13 protein-coding genes, 2 pseudogenes and 2 CRISPR repeat arrays (1 of these 17 cut by a window edge) are annotated in these 17,530 nt (G+C 55.3%); of the genes and pseudogenes, 7 read left to right on the top strand and 8 right to left on the bottom strand.

The window, feature by feature from the left end:
* Positions 1-36: a CRISPR direct-repeat array (repeat unit 28 nt); it reaches 718 nt to the left of the window's first position.
* A gap of 274 nt (positions 37-310) precedes the next feature.
* The 6 genes and pseudogenes from cas1f (at position 311) to cas6f (ending at position 8,358) form a co-directional block, all read left to right on the top strand.
* The gene (gene cas1f, locus FHC48_RS03225) at positions 311-1,294 is read left to right on the top strand and encodes a type I-F CRISPR-associated endonuclease Cas1f (RefSeq protein ID WP_059362011.1); all 984 of its coding nucleotides are present in this window, start codon (positions 311-313) and stop codon (positions 1,292-1,294) included.
* Positions 1,291-4,524, top strand: a complete 3,234-nt coding sequence (cas3f, locus tag FHC48_RS03220) for a type I-F CRISPR-associated helicase Cas3f (protein ID WP_059362013.1) — start codon at positions 1,291-1,293, stop codon at positions 4,522-4,524. The genes cas1f and cas3f overlap by 4 nt, the downstream gene beginning before the upstream one ends.
* Before the next feature lie 16 nt (positions 4,525-4,540).
* Positions 4,541-5,851 (top strand): type I-F CRISPR-associated protein Csy1, encoded by a 1,311-nt coding sequence (gene csy1, locus FHC48_RS03215; RefSeq protein ID WP_059362015.1) that lies wholly within the window; start codon positions 4,541-4,543, stop codon positions 5,849-5,851.
* A pseudogene (csy2, locus tag FHC48_RS03210) lies at positions 5,848-6,782 on the top strand (type I-F CRISPR-associated protein Csy2). The gene csy1 and the pseudogene csy2 overlap by 4 nt, the downstream one beginning before the upstream one ends.
* A 13-nt stretch (positions 6,783-6,795) precedes the next feature.
* A complete protein-coding gene (gene csy3, locus FHC48_RS03205; protein WP_059362017.1) occupies positions 6,796-7,794 on the top strand; it encodes a type I-F CRISPR-associated protein Csy3 in 999 nt (332 codons plus the stop codon).
* A gap of 9 nt (positions 7,795-7,803) precedes the next feature.
* A complete protein-coding gene (cas6f, locus tag FHC48_RS03200) occupies positions 7,804-8,358 on the top strand; it encodes a type I-F CRISPR-associated endoribonuclease Cas6/Csy4 (RefSeq protein WP_059362019.1) in 555 nt (184 codons plus the stop codon).
* Positions 8,359-8,379: 21 nt separating this feature from the next.
* Here cas6f and FHC48_RS03195 read toward each other — a convergent pair whose 3' ends face one another.
* The 8 genes and pseudogenes from FHC48_RS03195 to trxB all read right to left on the bottom strand — a co-directional run bounded on the left by FHC48_RS03195 (position 8,380) and on the right by trxB (position 16,455).
* A complete protein-coding gene (locus FHC48_RS03195; RefSeq protein WP_045334129.1) occupies positions 8,380-8,853 on the bottom strand; it encodes an RES family NAD+ phosphorylase in 474 nt (157 codons plus the stop codon).
* The gene (locus FHC48_RS03190; protein WP_023327017.1) at positions 8,850-9,293 is read right to left on the bottom strand and encodes an antitoxin Xre/MbcA/ParS toxin-binding domain-containing protein; all 444 of its coding nucleotides are present in this window, start codon (positions 9,291-9,293) and stop codon (positions 8,850-8,852) included. The genes FHC48_RS03195 and FHC48_RS03190 overlap by 4 nt, the downstream gene beginning before the upstream one ends.
* 237 nt (positions 9,294-9,530) lie before the next feature.
* A CRISPR array of direct repeats spans positions 9,531-10,399; the repeat unit is 28 nt; unit sequence GTGCTCTGCCGTACAGGCAGCTTAGAAA.
* A gap of 232 nt (positions 10,400-10,631) precedes the next feature.
* Positions 10,632-10,850, bottom strand: coding sequence for a translation initiation factor IF-1 (infA, locus tag FHC48_RS03185; RefSeq protein WP_002211347.1), 219 nt, complete (start codon positions 10,848-10,850; stop codon positions 10,632-10,634).
* Positions 10,778-10,951: pseudogene (locus FHC48_RS23775) on the bottom strand (hypothetical protein); the annotation flags it as partial. The gene infA and the pseudogene FHC48_RS23775, both read right to left, overlap by 73 nt.
* A gap of 183 nt (positions 10,952-11,134) precedes the next feature.
* Positions 11,135-11,839 carry a leucyl/phenylalanyl-tRNA--protein transferase gene (aat, locus tag FHC48_RS03180; RefSeq protein WP_021240889.1) on the bottom strand — a complete coding sequence of 235 codons (705 nt, stop codon included), beginning with the start codon at positions 11,837-11,839 and terminating at the stop codon, positions 11,135-11,137.
* Positions 11,840-11,884: 45 nt separating this feature from the next.
* Entirely contained in the window at positions 11,885-13,606 is a 1,722-nt protein-coding gene (locus FHC48_RS03175; RefSeq protein WP_021240888.1) for a heme ABC transporter ATP-binding protein/permease CydC, read from the bottom strand.
* A complete protein-coding gene (locus FHC48_RS03170) occupies positions 13,606-15,372 on the bottom strand; it encodes a heme ABC transporter permease/ATP-binding protein CydD (RefSeq protein ID WP_039266070.1) in 1,767 nt (588 codons plus the stop codon). The genes FHC48_RS03175 and FHC48_RS03170 overlap by 1 nt, the downstream gene beginning before the upstream one ends.
* Positions 15,373-15,486: 114 nt before the next feature.
* Positions 15,487-16,455, bottom strand: coding sequence for a thioredoxin-disulfide reductase (trxB, locus tag FHC48_RS03165; RefSeq protein ID WP_021240886.1), 969 nt, complete (start codon positions 16,453-16,455; stop codon positions 15,487-15,489).
* Positions 16,456-16,999: 544 nt separating this feature from the next.
* On the opposite strand from trxB, the gene lrp reads away from it, so the two are divergent.
* A complete protein-coding gene (gene lrp / locus FHC48_RS03160) occupies positions 17,000-17,494 on the top strand; it encodes a leucine-responsive transcriptional regulator Lrp (protein ID WP_000228469.1) in 495 nt (164 codons plus the stop codon).
* Positions 17,495-17,530 lie beyond the last annotated feature (36 nt).

Here is a 17,530-nt window from a genome sequence, read left to right as displayed (position 1 = left end):
ACCAGCCCGTTCACTGCCGTACAGGCAGCACAACTAAAAACAACTCTCTAAAACATTCAGCTTACCTATTTAAAACTTAATACGATCAAACCCACATTCTTTATTTTTCGCAATAAATAAAAAATTCATTCACATACCAATTATATTCTAATGAATATATTGTTCGTAAAAATAATGCATTAAATGGAAAAGTGATTTTTCACTTTATTATCGCGGTAATTACTCTTCATTTGATACCCGTCACATTTGTTTTCATCTTATCTTCGATAACATACCGCGCATTCAACACCTTGAAATAAAAGCCCTTGCTATGTCCGTAAACAGCATCACTCCAACAGACTTAAAAACCATCCTGCATTCAAAGCGCGCCAATATTTATTACCTGGAAAAATGTCGCATCCAGATGAATGGCGGGCGCGTTGAATATGTCACCCAGGAAGGCAAGGAGTCGTTTTACTGGAATATTCCCATCGCGAATACCACGGCAGTGATGCTGGGAATGGGAACATCCGTGACACAAATGGCAATGCGGGAGTTTGCCCGGGCGGGCGTGATGGTCGGTTTCTGTGGAACGGATGGTACGCCGCTTTATTCAGCGAACGAGGTGGATATTGACGTCTCATGGCTCAGCCCGCAAAGCGAATACCGCCCGACCGTATATTTACAAAACTGGGTCTCATTCTGGTTTGATGAAGAAAAACGTCTGCAGGCGGCAAAGCATTTTCAGCTTGTCCGTTTACAGCAAATTGAAAAACAGTGGGAGAGGCTGCGGATGCATCGGGAAACGCCTTTTCAGCCTGATAAGGTCGCGCTGGAGACTATTCTGGATCGGGCCAGAACGGGCATGGAAAACGCACAGGACCACACCTCGCTGATGCTCCAGGAAGCGCAGCTCACGAAATCGCTCTACAAACTGACCAGTCAAACGGTGGGCTATGGCAGCTTTACCCGCGCCAAACGCGGTGGTGGGGCGGATATGGCGAACCGTTTCCTCGATCAGGGCAACTATCTGGCCTACGGGCTGGCGGCTGTCGCGGCCTGGGTAACGGGCATTCCTCACGGTCTGGCGGTCATGCACGGTAAAACCCGACGCGGCGGGCTGGTTTTTGATATTGCCGATCTAATCAAAGACGCCCTCGTTATGCCGCAGGCGTTTGTTGCGGCTATGGAGGGTGAGGATAGTCAACAGTTTCGTCAGCGCTGCATCAACGCGTTTCAACAGTCTGATGCGCTGGATGTGATGATCACCACCTTGCAGGACACCTCGCAATCACTGGCTGGCGTCGCAAAATGAATGTACTGATTATCTCCCGGTGTACCAAACGCGCGCGCGAGCAAAGCTGTCAGATTATCGATCAGTTTGCTGAACGTACGGGTGATGCCGCGTGGCAGACGACGATAACGATGGAAGGCGTTAACGCGCTGCGCAAGCTGCTGCGTAAAACGGCACGCCGTAATACCGCCGTGGCCTGCCACTGGCTGAAAAAAAACGGTCAAACCGAGCTGTTGTGGATAGTCGGGAATTTGCGTCGCTTTAACGCGCAAGGGCGCGTGCCAACGAATCGCACGACGCTGCAAATTATCCGGAACGATGGTGAACACCGCTGGCAAAGTGCGGAAAGCATCGCTTTGCTGGCGGCAATCGCCGGGCTGTTTCATGATTTTGGCAAAGCGGGGATGTGCTTCCAGCAGACGCTTAAGGGGGAAAATCAGCACGTTTGTCAGCCGTATCGGCATGAGTGGATCTCGGTGCGTCTGTTCGAGGCGTTTGTAGGAGAGCGTAGTGATGAACAGTGGCTGGCATCGTTAACGCAGCTTAAGGCCGCTGATGAAAAAGCCATGCTGAAAGCGCTGAAGATGGACAGGGCAGAGTGGAGCAATAGCCCGCTCGAAAAATTGCCCCCGGTAGCGAGGGTGGTGGCGTGGCTAATGCTATCGCACCACCGTTTACCTCAACCGCATCCGGCAAAGACCTCATTACTGTACAGCGAAGGCTGGATTGAGAAACAGCTGAATGCAGACTGGAACTCGCTCAACCATAAATCTACCGATAAACATCCATGGAAAACGCGTGATTTTAAAAATGTCTGGACATTCCCGCACGGCACGCCGCTAAGAAGTCAAACCTGGCGCGAGAAGGCCCGACAGATTGGTAAACGCATCCGGAACCTGCCTGCGCTACTTCAGGCGGGATCGCTGGATAATCTTTTCACCCTCCATCTCGCCCGCCTGTCGCTGATGCTGGCCGATCACATTTACTCCTCACAACCTGCATATTTAGCCTGGCAGGATGATGCCGTCCCGTGCTGGGCCAACAGCGACCGCCAGTCCGGACAGCTTAAGCAAAAACTGGATGAGCACAATGTCGGTGTCGCACATCAGGCGCTGTTGATGGGACGTTCTCTTCCGGCGCTGCGTCGTTCATTGCCCGCCATCGCCCGGCATAAAACGTTCCGGGAAAGGGCGAAAGAATCGCGTTTTCACTGGCAAAACAAGGCGTGGGACGTAGCGTCTTCTCTACGCGAGAAGAGTACCGGGCAGGGCTTCTTCGGCATCAATATGGCCTCGACCGGATGCGGGAAAACCTTTGCTAATGCCCGGATTATGTATGCTCTTTCGGATGAGCATGAGGGGTGCCGCTTCAGCGTGGCGCTGGGGTTACGCACGCTGACGCTGCAAACGGGGCAGGCTCTGCAGTCGCGCCTGGGGCTGGATGACGACACGCTGGCCGTCGTTACCGGTGCTGCGGCAGTGAAGGAACTGTATCAGGGCAACGATGCTGAAGACACCAGCAGCGCCAGCGACGAAACGTTTTTCGCCAGCCACCATTACGTGCATTACGAAGGGGCGACCAGTAGCGGCATCGCACAGCAGTGGCTGGCGAAAGAACCGGCGCTCAATCGCCTGGTCAGTGCCCCGGTGCTGGTGACAACTATCGTTCACCTGATGCCGGCAACGGAAGGCGTACGCGGCGGCAGACAGATCCCCGCCATGCTGCGCCTGATGACCAGCGATCTGGTGCTTGATGAACCTGACGATTTTGACGTTGATGATTTGCACGCCCTGTGTCGGCTGGTGAACTGGGCGGGAATGCTCGGTTCTCGCGTGCTACTTTCCTCTGCAACGCTCCCCCCCGCGTTAACGGAAGCGCTGTTTGAAGCCTATCGGGAAGGGCGCAGAGCCTGGCAGGCCGCGTGCGGTCAGTCGGACAGACCGATGAGTATCTGCTGCGCCTGGTTTGATGAGTATGGCGCGCAGTCGCAGGATGTGGCCGACGATGCTCAATTTCGTCAGGCGCATGGCGATTTTGTCACGCGGCGTATTAAACGTCTGCCAGACCAGCCCCGGCTTCGCCTGGGTAAACTGGCCGCCGTGGAGCCGCATTCGTCCTGTAATGCTGATGTTGTCTTTGCGCTGGCGCAGACGCTGCACCAGCAAATGTTCGCACTGCACGGTCATCACCGTAGCACCCATAAAAGCGGCAAAACCGTGTCGTTTGGTCTGGTGCGGATGGCGAATATCAACCCGCTGGTTGCCGTCGCGCAGGCGCTGATGGCATTGCCTTCTCCGGACAATTACCGCATTCATTATTGCGTGTACCACAGCCAGCACCCGCTGGCTGTGCGTGCGGCGATTGAAAAACGGCTCGACGCCGCGTTCACGCGGCACGAACCGGAGCGGGTCTGGCAGTTGCCTGACGTTAAGCAGGCGCTGATGTTACCGGAACAGCATCATCTCTTTGTCGTGCTTGGCACATCCGTTCTCGAAGTCGGGCGCGATTTTGATGCCGACTGGGGGATTATCGAGCCGAGCTCGATGCGTTCACTTATTCAGTTTGCGGGCCGTATTCAGCGCCATCGTCAGATCGTGCCTGAAAATGAAAACCTGGTGATTCTGGAACGCAACGTGCGTGCGCTTCGCGGAGAAAAGATCGCCTACTGCCGACCCGGTTTTGAAACCGAGCAGCATCTGCTGCCTCACCACGATCTCCATGAACTGCTCAGCGAAGAGGGCTATCGCACGCTGAATGCGATCCCGCGCATCGTGGAAAACCTGCCCGGCAATGCGCTGGCGGCGCTGGAGCATGCCCGTTTGCGCGCCGCGCTGTTGGACGGCGGCGATAAATCAGATGCTGTAGCCGCGTCGTGGTGGCGACTGCCGCTGACGTGGAACGGTGAGTTGCAGCGGCGAACGCCGTTTCGCCGCGCTTCACCGCAGGACACTTTCTTTTTGAGTATGGAAGAGGAAGGCGATGAACCTGAGTTTTGCCTGATGCAGGAGAACGGGGTGTTAAAACCTGCGGGACGGTTTTGCGAGAAGTCCTTATCGATGGCCGAGGGTGTAGAGCCGTGGATGGCGATTGATTATGGCGAGGTATTACAGGCGCTGGCCGAGACTAAGCAGATGGAGCTGGGCGCGGTATCGCGACGGTATGGCGAAATCACATTGAGAATCAGCAGGGAGGAGGAGACAGAGCAATGGCTGTATCACCCAGTGTTGGGTGTGTTCAGGGAATATCGATAAGGAGCCAGGAGCGAGTATGTCAGTTGAAGCACTAAGCGCTTTCATCGCTGAGTACATTGCCGGACGACGGCAAACAAAGCTGGAAGCATTTGATAAAGAGGCCGCAAAACGCAGCGCTGAAGATAGCGCGACGCTTGCGGCAGAACGCCGGGAACTGGAGCTTCGCTATGAACCGAAAGCCTGGCTGACGGATGCCGCGAAGCGAGCCGGACAAATTAACCTCGTGACCCATGCGGCGAAATTTACCCACGGGGATTCAAAAAGTAGCAGTATTTACAGCGAGGCAGTGGCGCAGGAAGGGTATCTCAGCACCGCTGCGTTGTCAGGTCTGGAACCGGATGCCGTGGGAAACGCCGCGGCGCTGGACGTCGCGAAATTGCTGCAAACACGGGTTGACGGTGGTGATTCTCTACTGGCAAGCCTGAAACGCGGAGATCGCGCTGCGCTGGCCGCTTTTACCGATGACGCAAACCAACTGGATGAATGGATTGCGGGATTTTCCTGTGCGTTAACGCCCGGAGAACCCGCTTCGCACAAATTGGCTAAGCAGGGCTATTTCCCGGTAGGTGAAAGTTACCATCTGCTGAGCCCGTTATTTGCCACCTCGCTTGTTCACGCCATGCATCAGAAAATGATTGCCTTCCGTTTTGGCGACGATGTTAAAGCTATCTGGAAAGCACGCCGGGAGAAAACCTGGCATCCCACTCCGCTGACGCTTTTCCCGGATTCAGCGGAAATACACTTTGGTGGCACCAAACCGCAAAACATTTCCTATCTCAACAGCGTCCGCGGCGGGCGTAGCTGGCTTCTATCCTGTCAGCCGCCGCAGTGGAAAAAAGCAGACAAGCCGCCGACGACGTTACGTTCTATTTTCACTTTAGGTGGTCAGTTTGATCGACGTGCAAACAGCACTGTTCAACTGCTTGTGTCTTTATTGGCCAGAACCGGTGATTACACCAATGTCCGTATTCGCGAAGCGCGTGATGAATACATTGATGCGCTTATCGACCTGCTGTTTGTGGTGGCGTCGGAACTACAGCGTGATACATGGGAAAACTGGACCCTCTCGTGCGAACGATTAGTCACTCATCAACAACTCTGGCTCGATCCCTGGCGCACTAAAACCGATGAGGCTTTTCGTCTCGAGCGGGATAAAGACGACTGGCAGGTAAGCGTCGCAACAGATTTTGCCCTGTGGCTTAACGCGCGCCTGAGCAAGGCATTAAAGGATGTGGGGTATGTGGAACAGCGTGAATGGCAAACCCGTGAACGTTTACGCAGCAACCTGCGTGAGATGGAAAAAATTATCCGGGAGGCGCTGAAATGAGTTCACTGATCCTGCTTCGCCGTGTGAGAGTTGAAAACGCCAACGCGATTGCTGGCCTGACTTACGGTTTTCCCGCCATTACCCATTTCCTGGGATTTTCCCATGCGCTGTCGCGCAGGTTGACAGAAACGCACGGGCTGCGCATTGATGGCTGTGCTGTCGTCAGTCACGAGCACCAGATCCACGCGCACACGTCTGGCCGCGATTATCAGTTTGCCCTGACCCGCAATCCGCTTACACGGGACGCGAAAACGGCCTCCTTTAACGAAGAGGGGCGCATGCACATGACGGTTTCACTGCTGCTGGAGTGTCACGGGGAAATTCCAAATGGCGAATACGGTCAGCGCGATCTTTCCGAGCATCTCAGGCAGGTGTGTCCGACGCTCCGACTTGCGGGGGGAATCATCGTCGATATCCAGGACATTTCGGTTATGGCGATGCCTGCCAGCGCTCAGGAGATGGGGCGATTAAAGTGGCAACTGATGCCGGGCTTTGCCTTGCGGGATCGCAGCGGCTGGCTGGGCGAGCATCATAAGACACTGCTTGAACATAACCCGAATGCAACGCTTCTCGACGCCTGGCTGGATTTTGCCGCGCTAAAAATACAGGCAGAAACGCCAGAGGATAGCGATATCCAGAAGGTGAACCGGCCAACTGGCACGTTGTTCCTAAACCCAACCCCGGTTATCTGGTGCCGTTGATGACGGGTTATCAGCGCATCTCTGAACTCTACGCACCGGGCGTCGTGGCAAACGCGCGTGATGCAGAAACGCCCTTTGCGTTTACCGAAGCGGTGTATGGCGTGGGCGAGTGGTGCGGTCTGCACCGGATTCGGTCACTGGACGAGATTTTCTGGCGTTATCGGACAACGGAAACGGGCTACTACTGTCAGGGCGCGGGCGCGCCGGTGACATCAGAACTTATTAATTAAAAAGGACTTATCTATGGCAAAGGCTCCAACGGCCGTTAAAACGGCATCTGTACTGGCATTTGAACGTAAGCTGGCAACCTCGGATGCAGTGATGTATTCCGGAAGCTGGCAGGGCAATCAGTGGCAACCGATCCGCATCCAGGAAAAAGCGGTGCGTGGCACCATCTCTAACCGCCTGAAAAATGCCCTGACCAACGATCCGTCTAAACTGGATGCTGAGATCCAGAAAGCGAACCTGCAGCGTGTGGATGTGGCGTCGCTACCTGCCGATGCAGACACCCTGAAGGTGAAATTTACCCTGCGGGTGCTGGGAAACCTGTCGACGCCTTCCGTGTGTAACGATCGCGCGTATCAGGATGAACTTCAGCAGGTTATCGATGGCTATATCACTGAACACGGTTTTGCCGAACTGGCGCGCCGCTACGCAACTAACCTGGCGAACGGGCGTTTTTTATGGCGCAACCGCGTCGGTGCTGAAAAAATCATCGTGAACGTGACGGGCAGTAAGTCGTGGACGTTTGATGCATACAATTATGCGCTGCGAGATTTTACAGCCAGCGACGAGAGCCTAAACGCACTGGCGCAGGAAATCGAAAAAGGGCTCAGCGGTGGAGGATTTGTTCTCCTGAACGTCGAAGCGCAGGTGCTCCTCGGTGCCGGACAGGAGATTTTCCCGTCGCAGGAGCTGGTCCTGGACAGCAACAGCAGCAAGAGTCGCCTGTTGTATCAGGTAGACAGCGTTGCGGGCATGCACTCGCAGAAAATCGGGAATGCCATTCGAACTATCGATACCTGGCACCCTCAGGTAGATGCGCTGGGTGCTATCGCCGTCGAGCCCTACGGCTCAGTCACCAGCCGCGGCGTGGCCTGTCGTCAGCCGAAAGAGAAAATGGACTTCTATACCTTACTGGATAACTGGGTGACGAAAGGACTGAAACCTGAGGTTGAGCAGCAGCATTACGTCATGGCTGTTCTGATCCGCGGTGGCGTTTTCGGTGAGAAGGGCGACTAAGGAGTGGCTATGGATCACTATCTTGAGATCCGCGTTCTGCCCGATCCGGAGCTCAGCGAGGAGATGCTGATGGCTGCGCTGGTGGCCAAGCTGCACCGCGCGCTGGGACAACGAGGGCAGGGGGATATAGGGATCAGCTTCCCGGCATATGGCCTTAAGCCTGGCCCCGTCTTACGCGTGCACGGTCATCATCAGGCACTAAGCGAACTTGAAGCATTGTCCTGGCGGAAAGGGTTGAGTGACTACTGCATGTCCTCAGACATCCAGCCCGTGCCTGTCGTCAACCAGTGGCGCTGCGTGAGCCGCGTCCAGGTGAAAAGCAGTGCGCAGAGGCTCATGCGACGCTCGGTGAAAAAAGGATGGTTAACAGAGGAGGAGGCGCAACAACGTCTTCTGACGATGCAGGAAGCGAGGACGGATTTACCCTGGCTTAACCTGCGCAGTCTCTCTACCGGCCAGTCTTTTAAGCTCTTCATTCGCCATGGTGATTTGCTCTCTACACCTGTCTCCGGGATGTTTACGACCTACGGACTCAGCGCGACGGCGACGGTTCCCTGGTTCTGATACGTATAACCGCATCCGCGTTCAGGGTGCGGTTTTTTCAGCCAGGCGGGTATCAAAAATAAAGGGGAGTTGCTGAACTGAATTGAGCGCCGAGTGGAACGCCGGATGTAAGGGGTTAAGGATGGCATTGTTTTCATAAGGAATGATACAGGAAGGTAAGATAAGCGCGAGGGCACTGTTAGCCTGCAACCAACCGGTTCCCAGATCCATTGTCGATACCGGCGCCGGATTTTCCTGCCAGTCCTCGGGGAGCCACGCTTTATCCAGGTAATCTATCTGGTCATCCGGGATATCAATGCTGAAAAGCTGGTACTGATTCAGCACGGTATCTTTTCTGACATGTACCAAAATCTCCAGTGAGGCCAGCGAGATGGAGGTGGAGACATACACAGCTGGATGGCCTTTATGATTCCACCGTCCGCCATACTGGTTTGCACCACTCCCACTCCACGCCTCGCTGGCATAGCGTCCTGTCACCAGACGATAAAAAATCATGCGAACACGCCGTGTTCCAGGCGACCAATCAAATCGGTGACTTCCAGCGCACCGGTTTCCGTCGCTATTAAGTCGACGGGCGCCACGTTCCCCAGTCCGCGCACCGGTGCCTGCAGCCAGGTCCATGCTTCTTCTTTACTGCCAAAATAGTCAACGGCAGCGTCCAGCACCCGAACGAAACGTGCCACGCGTTCGCTCTCGTCGGGCGTTAACGTCCGGCCCGCGCTTTTGCGGCGGGCCACGTTACGTTCGTTGATACCCGTGACACGCAAAATGTCCGCTTTCGACATGGACGTCCACTCGTGGATGTTGTCGAGCACACTGACGGGTAATCCCTGATTGAGAAATTCAATCAACCGCATACCTCGGTTGGCGGGTAAACCGGCGTAACGCCAAAGTGCGTTATCAGCAGGTTTCTGTGCGGGGATCCATGTTCTCATGTCACCTCCTGAGTAATGTCATTTGTCATGGGTAAGTATAGCCATTTGTCAGGGTGGGTGGAATGGGTGTTTTTGTGAGGGGGAGTGATGCGAAGAAAGGTGTTTCGACCCTAATTTTTAGCGTTTGTGTAATTTATTGATTTTAAATGAGTATTCTTGGTGGGTAAAAAGAGGGTCAGAGAAGGTTTTTTAGCTTTTTTTGTATGCAAATCAGAAGGGTGTGGAGATATTATTTCAGTGCTCTGCCGTACAGGCAGCTTAGAAAGTCTGAAGCGTGGACGATTATCCAGGGGAAAAGTGCTCTGCCGTACAGGCAGCTTAGAAAGACTTTGAACAAGGAGTTTATTGAAGAGAACCGTGCTCTGCCGTACAGGCAGCTTAGAAAAGACGGAACCAAATCACCTGTAGTGAGGAAGAGTGCTCTGCCGTACAGGCAGCTTAGAAAGATACGACCCCAGAACGCATGTCAAATGAGCTGTGCTCTGCCGTACAGGCAGCTTAGAAAGGAAGCATATTCAGGTTTGGGAGTCGAGAAGGGTGCTCTGCCGTACAGGCAGCTTAGAAATCGCGTGTATAAGAAATTAGCGTAAGGAGATGGTGCTCTGCCGTACAGGCAGCTTAGAAAGTAATGAGTGGTGGTTAGACGAAGCACAGGGTGTGCTCTGCCGTACAGGCAGCTTAGAAATGCCAATCAGCGCAGGTAACTCTGTCGGTTTCGTGCTCTGCCGTACAGGCAGCTTAGAAAGTTGGCCATATGGGGCTGGATGGATTCTATACGTGCTCTGCCGTACAGGCAGCTTAGAAAGCTGCCGTTTGAATCAATGGTGATGGATGCGATGTGCTCTGCCGTACAGGCAGCTTAGAAAAGGGAACTGGCGTAAACGTCCAGACGTCGGTGGTGCTCTGCCGTACAGGCAGCTTAGAAAGATTACCTTTCCGGCTCTGTACGCCTGCCGGTGTGCTCTGCCGTACAGGCAGCTTAGAAAACTATCCAGGCACATGGCGAAGAAGTCAGCACGTGCTCTGCCGTACAGGCAGCTTAGAAAAGCCCGGCAGAACCTAACCAACCCGCACCAGCGTGCTCTGCCGTACAGGCAGCTTAGAAAGCTGGAATCAAAGTGATGGAGTGAGTATAAGGATGCACTGCCGCACACGCAGCTCAGCAAAATAGAAAATAAGGCCTAACAGTCGTCGCACCGTGCACTGTCGAACAGACAGCCCTGAAGCTGGAACGAACGGCTAAATAATTGTTCAGATAATCGACTGCTACACAAAAAAATAAGGCCGGGAATATCCCGGCCTTATTTAATATTCATCTGCCATTACAGGCGAAAACAATTAGCGACTACGGAAGACAATGCGGCCTTTGCTCAGGTCGTACGGGGTCAGTTCAACAGTCACTTTGTCGCCCGTCAAAATGCGGATGTAGTTTTTGCGCATTTTACCGGAGATGTGCGCAGTTACCACGTGACCGTTTTCCAGCTCTACGCGAAACATGGTATTAGGTAACGTATCAAGTACGGTACCCTGCATTTCAATATTGTCTTCTTTGGCCATCTAATCCTCTGGGGTATCACTACCAAGTTTTGAACCGGCAAGATAATGCCGAAATTCATCAATTAAGTAAAGAATTGCGCGTTTGAAACGCAGCAAAACAGTTTCGGCGCATTGCCCAAGCGTCACGGTACAACCGAACGGAAAGCGCATTCGTAAAGGGGATACAACAGGATAAACGTCAGGACGTTATCTGAAGCGAAGGTCCCAAACGGCGGCGGGGCAACAGGCAGAAGCTACTCTGCGGCGTAATTATAACACCCTCACAAAAAATATGCGGAAAACATTTAGGCATTGGGCATAAAGAGCGTTCTCGGTATCCAGAAGTCGCGCGGGAGCTTTTCCTGACGGCTGGCATCCAGATGCTCGATGTACTGGCGTCGCGGTATCTCAACGGCGCCGAGGGAAGCCGTGTGCTCATTGAGCACCTGACAATCGATCAGGCGTCCGCCGCGCTGGGTAAACGCCTGGCAGAAGACCAGCAGCGCTGTTTTCGAGGCGTTAACCGCGCGGGAGAACATCGACTCACCACAAAACAGCGTCCCCTGCGCCACGCCATACATGCCGCCGACCAGTGCTCCGCCGTCCCACACCTCAATGGAGTGCGCGTAGCCAAGCTCGTGAAGCTGGTGGTAGGCGGTAATGATATCGCGGGTTATCCATGTTCCCTCAAACCGGTCTTCGGCACAGCCTTCAATGACCTGACCAAAGGCGTGGTTCAGGGTGACGCGGTACGGTGATTTTGCATGGAAACGCTTCATGCTGCGGCTCAGGTGAAACTGCTCTGGCCACAGCACGGCACGCGGATCGGGAGACCACCATAAAATCGGGTCGCCGGGAGAAAACCAGGGGAAGATGCCGCGCTGGTACGCCATCAACAGCCGCGCAGGGCTGAGGTCACCGCCAAGGGCCAGCAGCCCATTGGGCTCACGCAGCGCCCCTTCCGGAGAAGGGAACGCGATGTTATGACGAGAAAGCTGGACCAGGCGCATGACAGCAAAACTCCAGTACGCGAGTGAGGACGCTACAAATATAGTCTACAGACGCTGTTTAAACTGGAAGTAGCGACCCTGTTTCGCCAACAGCTCTGCGTGACTACCTTGCTCAATAATGTGTCCGTTGTCCATCACAATTATCCGATCAAAACTCGCCAGTCCGCGCAGGCGGTGCGTAACCATCAGGACGGTTTTACCGGTCATGACATTGGCCAGCAAATCAAGGATTTGGCTCTCGGTCGTGGCATCCAGCCCTTCGGTAGGTTCGTCAAGCAGCATCAGCGGCGCATCGTGCAGCAGCGCGCGCGCAATCGCCAGACGGCGCAGCTCTCCGCCGGAAAGCTGACGACCGCCTTCACCGAGCCAGCTGTTCAGTCCATCGCCCTCAAGCAGCTTATGCAGACCGACCTGTTCCAGCACGGCGCGAAGCGCATCATCAGAGGCCTCTGGCGCAGCCAGCAGCAGGTTATCGCGCAGGGTGGCGCTAAACAGATGCACCCGCTGCGGAACGACGCTGACGGTTTTGCGCAGGGCCTGCTCGCTGAAATCGGTCAGCAACGTATTATTAAAACGAATCTGACCGCGCTGCGGGTCCCAGGCGCGGGTCAACAGCTGCAGCAGCGTCGATTTACCGCAGCCGGTACGGCCGAGGATCGCAATCCGCTGGCCGGCATTCACAGAAAGGGTGATACCGTCCAGCGCGTTCTGCGCCTGTTTGTCATAGCTGAAGGTGACATCTTCAAGCGTCAGCGCAACCTGCTCAGGGACAGCGGTCTGCCCGGCACTGAACGTGACTTCAGGCTCCTGCTCGGCAATCTGGGTGATGCGCAGGGCAGAGGCGATGACCTGTCCCAGATGCTGGAAGGCGCCCGTCACCGGAGCCAGCGCTTCAAACGCGGCCAGCGCACAGAAGACGAAAAGGGCAATAAGCGGACCCGGCTGTGTGTTCCCCCCGATATCGCCGGAAGCCAGCCACAGCATGGCTATTACCGCCACGCCGCCGATCAGCATCATCAGCGCCTGAGAGAAGGCCGTCAGCTCCGACTGACGGCGCTGGGCCTCATGCCAGTTCAGCTCCGTACTTTCCATCCGCGCGCGGTAGCGCTTGCTGGCACCAAAAATGGTCAGCTCTGCCTGCCCCTGAAGCCAGGCGGTCAGCTGCTGGCGGTAGTCCCCGCGCAGGCGCGTCAGGTTTTCCCCGGTGGATTTCCCGGCGCGGTAAAACAGCGGCGGCAGAACGATAAGCGTCAGCAGCATGATCCCGCCCAGCGTCAGCGCAACGGGAACATCCAGAACAGACAGCCCCAGCGTGACCACCACAATCACCACAAACGCGCCCACGATAGGGGAAATCACGCGCAGGTAAAGGTGATCCAGCGTGTCAACGTCCGCCACCACGCGGTTAAGCAACTCGCCCTGACGAAAACGCGCCAGCCCGGCAGGGGAGAGGGGCAGCAGTTTGCTGAAGGTATAGATACGCAGGTGCTGCAGCACGCGGAAAGTGGCGTCGTGGCTGACCAGCCGTTCGAAATAGCGTCCGGCAGTACGGGTGATGGCGGTACCGCGAACCCCGGCAGCCGGAAGCATATAGTTGAAGCTGTATAATCCGGCGAACCCCGCGACGGCCGAGGCCGACAGGAACCAGCCGGAAAGCGTGAGCAGGCCGATGCTGGCGAGCAGCGTGACAATCGCCAGCACAATCCCCAGCGTCAGCATCCATTTGTGGCGTTTATAGAGCGCAAGATAAGGCAGCAGAGCGCGCATCAGATATCCTCCTGACGGTTTGCCAGCAGGGTCGCAAATGGCCCCTGGGCGGCAACGAGAGAGGCGTAGTCGCCTTGCTCAACAATACGGCCGTTTTCCATGACCCAGATCTGGTCCCAGTCGGCAATCCCTTCCAGCTGGTGGGTGACCATCAGGGTGGTTTGCTGCAGGGAGGCGGCGTTAAGCGCTTCCATTACGCGCTGCTCGCTGTGCGCGTCAAGGCTGGCTGCGGGCTCGTCCAGCAGCATAAGCTGGCATGGGTTAAGCAGCGCGCGGGCAACGGCCACACGCTGCGCCTGCCCGACCGACAGCCCGGCGGACTGGTCGCCGACTACGGTATCCACCCCTTGCGGCAGCAGCGGCAGAAATTCGCTGACCCAGGCGCGGTCGAGAACCGATTGCAGCTCATCTTCTCGCGCGTCCGGGCGCGCCAGAAGCACGTTTTCACGCAGCGTCGCGGCGGGAAGCTGCGGGTTTTGGCCTACCCAGCTGAGCTGTTTACGCCAGGCGTCAGGATCGAGGTTGCGCAGTTCGGTTTTGTTGATCCGCAGTGAACCCGTGTAGGCCATAAAACCGGATAGCGCGTTCAGCAGAGAACTTTTCCCGGAACCGCTGATGCCGACAAGCACCACGCGTTGTCCGGCAGGTAAGGTAAAGTTCAGCGGACCGGCGAGCACTTTGCCTTCGGGCGACAGAATGGAAAAGTCCTGTGCTTCAATGGTCACGGAGTCTTTAGCATTCAGCGTTACATCACCGCGCTCCGGGTGGGCCAGCGGCGTTTCCAGGAACGTTTTCAGGCTATCGGCGGCACCAACCGCCTGGGCTTTGGCGTGATAGAAGGTCCCCAGATCGCGAAGCGGCTGGAAAAACTCCGGCGCCAGGATCAGCGCCAGGAACCCGGCGGAAAGGGTCACCGCCGTGCCGTAATGGCCGAAATCCAGCGCGCCGAGGTAGGAGAAGCCGAAGTAGACCGCCACGAGGGCAATCGACAGCGAGGTAAAGAATTCCAGCACGCCGGAGGACAGGAAGGCGAGGCGTAACACTTCCATGGTGCGCTGACGGAAGTCCTGCGACGCCAGGCGAATATTTTCGGTTTCCGCTTCACCGCGGCCAAAAATGCGCAACGTCTCCATGCCGCGAAGGCGATCGAGGAAATGACCGCTCAAGCGACCCAATGCCAGGAAGTTTCGGCGGTTGGCATCCGCTGCCCCCATCCCGACCAGCGCCATAAAAAGCGGGATCAGCGGGGCGGTGCCCAGCAGAATCAGCGCTGCCATCCAGTTCACCGGGAAAATGGCGATCACGATCAGCAGCGGAACGAAGACGGCAAGGGCCATCTGCGGCAGATAGCGCGCGTAGTAGTCATGCATATCGTCAATCTGCTCAAGGATCAGCGTCGCCCAGCTACCGGCCGGTTTACCCTGGATCCACGCGGGCCCGGCTTCCTGAAGCCTGTCGAGCACCTGACGGCGGATCTCATAGCGGATATGCTGCCCCGCGTGGAAGCCGACGCGCTCACGCAGCCACACCACCCAGGCGCGCAGTATAAAAATCAGGATCAGGACAATAAAGGGCAGCAGGAGCGCTTCGCGGGGAATGTTCTCCATGATCATGTGATTAAGAATGCGGGCCAGCAGCCATGCCTGGGCAACAATCAACAGACCGCTGATGAAACCCAAAATACGGGAAATCGTAAGCCAGCGGCGGGAAAGAACGCTTTGCTGTTTCAGCCAGCGTGTTAACTCTTGTTGACGGGTTTTTTCCATTGCGTACTTTGCAGGTGACGTTATTAGAAGTTGGGCAGCGCAATGTTACAACGGGGAGACAATAAAGGCGACTTATCGCCGCCTTTATTTACGTTTGTTACTGACTTGTAAAGATTATTTACCTTGTTCAGCCAGTCCATCGAGGTAGCGTTCAGCGTCCAGCGCGGCCATACAGCCGGTGCCCGCAGAGGTGATCGCCTGACGGTAAATATGGTCCATCACGTCACCGGCCGCGAATACGCCCGGGATGCTGGTTTGAGTCGCATTACCGTGAATGCCGGACTGCACTTTGATGTAGCCGTTTTCCAGCTCCAGCTGGCCTTCGAAGATCGCGGTGTTCGGGCTGTGGCCGATAGCCACGAACAGACCCGCCACTTCGAGCGTTTCGACGTTATCGGTGTTCTGGGTATCACGGATACGCAGACCGGCAACGCCCATCTGGTCGCCCGTCACCTCTTCCAGGGTGCGGTTGGTGTGCAGCACGATGTTGCCGCTTGCCACTTTATCCATCAGACGTTTGATCAGGATCTTCTCCGCGCGGAAGGTCTCGCGACGGTGGATTAGGTGCACTTCAGAGGCAATGTTGGCCAGATAAAGCGCTTCTTCCACCGCGGTGTTGCCGCCGCCGATAACCGCGACTTTCTGGTTGCGATAGAAGAAACCGTCGCAGGTGGCGCAGGCAGAAACCCCGCGGCCTTTAAACGCTTCTTCGGATGGCAGACCGAGATAACGGGCAGAGGCGCCGGTAGCGATGATCAGCGCGTCACAGGTGTATTCGCCGCTGTCACCCGTCAGGCGGAACGGACGGTTCTGCAGGTCGACCTTGTTGATGTGATCGAACAGAATTTCGGTTTCGAATTTAGCGGCATGCTCGTGCATGCGCTCCATCAGCAGCGGCCCGGTCAGGTCGTTCGGGTCCCCTGGCCAGTTTTCCACTTCGGTAGTGGTGGTCAGCTGACCGCCTTTTTCCATACCGGTGATGAGTACCGGGTGCAGGTTAGCGCGTGCAGCGTAGACCGCCGCGGTATATCCCGCAGGTCCAGAACCAAGGATTAGCAGCTTACTGTGTTTGGCCGTGCCCATGAGATCCCCATTGTTGTTGGCAGACATTTGGCTGGATTGTAGGGAATTTGTTGCCGTAAAAAAAGAGCGCAGCAATTTTGATATCAATCTGTGTAATAGCCGTGGACGATGAATCGCGCGCGATAACATCACGCTTTCTTAAGAAAACCGGTCGTTTATAAGGCAATAAAATGAGGATTAATACCCTGTCGTAATGAATATCCGGCATGTTGTACTAAAAAACGATGTTTTGCTTTGACAATCCCCTGCGCTTTTGCGAAAACATTCAAGGAAGAAAAAAAACCGCGTTAACCGTATGCCGCATAGGCATGCACGTAAATGCCATTTTTACCGGGTCAGTGAAATCTACGCATGGCGTGGACAGACGCCATACGTGATGTCGGTGACAGCCTTCGGGCAACGGTCTTCTTACCAACAGAACCCGAATCCGCATCGCGTCTAATACAAAACCAGGCGATGTGATGACTAACGGGTACAGGCTCTGAACAGTGATGTGCACAGGGTCCAGGCAGGAGTAGGGAAGGAATACAGAGAGACAATAATAATGGTAGATAGCAAGAAGCGCCCTGGCAAAGATCTCGACCGTATCGATCGTAACATTCTGAATGAATTGCAAAAGGATGGGCGTATTTCCAACGTCGAGCTTTCAAAACGTGTGGGACTTTCCCCGACGCCGTGCCTTGAGCGTGTGCGCCGACTGGAAAGACAGGGTTTTATTCAGGGCTATACGGCTCTGCTGAACCCGCATTATCTGGATGCCTCACTTCTGGTATTTGTTGAGATTACTCTGAATCGTGGTGCGCCGGATGTGTTTGAGCAATTTAACGCCGCTGTACAAAAACTTGAAGAAATTCAAGAGTGCCATCTGGTGTCCGGTGATTTCGACTACCTGTTGAAAACCCGTGTGCCTGATATGTCCGCCTACCGTAAGCTGCTGGGGGAAACCCTGTTGCGTCTGCCGGGCGTGAACGACACCCGTACTTATGTGGTAATGGAAGAGGTCAAACAGAGCAATCGTCTGGTTATTAAGACGCGCTAACACGGAACAGGTGCAAAATCAGCGTAGTTTGATTAC

The sequence above is a fragment of the Enterobacter sp. EC_50 genome, assembly GCF_019584525.1.
Lineage (GTDB): Bacteria > Pseudomonadota > Gammaproteobacteria > Enterobacterales > Enterobacteriaceae > Enterobacter > Enterobacter roggenkampii.
Note: the sequence above shows the minus strand (reverse complement) of the source record. Positions and strands in the feature narration are given on the sequence as shown.

What these genes read in the sequence shown, in the direction of transcription:
- trxB (WP_021240886.1), bottom strand. Translation starts at nt 16,455, where the DNA reads ATGGGCACGGCCAAACACAGTAAGCTGCTAATCCTTGGTTCTGGACCT.
- aat (WP_021240889.1), bottom strand. Translation starts at nt 11,839, where the DNA reads ATGCGCCTGGTCCAGCTTTCTCGTCATAACATCGCGTTCCCTTCTCCG.
- csy1 (WP_059362015.1), top strand. Translation starts at nt 4,541, where the DNA reads ATGTCAGTTGAAGCACTAAGCGCTTTCATCGCTGAGTACATTGCCGGA.
- FHC48_RS03195 (WP_045334129.1), bottom strand. Translation starts at nt 8,853, where the DNA reads ATGATTTTTTATCGTCTGGTGACAGGACGCTATGCCAGCGAGGCGTGG.
- csy3 (WP_059362017.1), top strand. Translation starts at nt 6,796, where the DNA reads ATGGCAAAGGCTCCAACGGCCGTTAAAACGGCATCTGTACTGGCATTT.
- FHC48_RS03175 (WP_021240888.1), bottom strand. Translation starts at nt 13,606, where the DNA reads ATGCGCGCTCTGCTGCCTTATCTTGCGCTCTATAAACGCCACAAATGG.
- FHC48_RS03170 (WP_039266070.1), bottom strand. Translation starts at nt 15,372, where the DNA reads ATGGAAAAAACCCGTCAACAAGAGTTAACACGCTGGCTGAAACAGCAA.
- cas1f (WP_059362011.1), top strand. Translation starts at nt 311, where the DNA reads ATGTCCGTAAACAGCATCACTCCAACAGACTTAAAAACCATCCTGCAT.
- lrp (WP_000228469.1), top strand. Translation starts at nt 17,000, where the DNA reads ATGGTAGATAGCAAGAAGCGCCCTGGCAAAGATCTCGACCGTATCGAT.
- infA (WP_002211347.1), bottom strand. Translation starts at nt 10,850, where the DNA reads ATGGCCAAAGAAGACAATATTGAAATGCAGGGTACCGTACTTGATACG.
- FHC48_RS03190 (WP_023327017.1), bottom strand. Translation starts at nt 9,293, where the DNA reads ATGAGAACATGGATCCCCGCACAGAAACCTGCTGATAACGCACTTTGG.
- cas6f (WP_059362019.1), top strand. Translation starts at nt 7,804, where the DNA reads ATGGATCACTATCTTGAGATCCGCGTTCTGCCCGATCCGGAGCTCAGC.
- cas3f (WP_059362013.1), top strand. Translation starts at nt 1,291, where the DNA reads ATGAATGTACTGATTATCTCCCGGTGTACCAAACGCGCGCGCGAGCAA.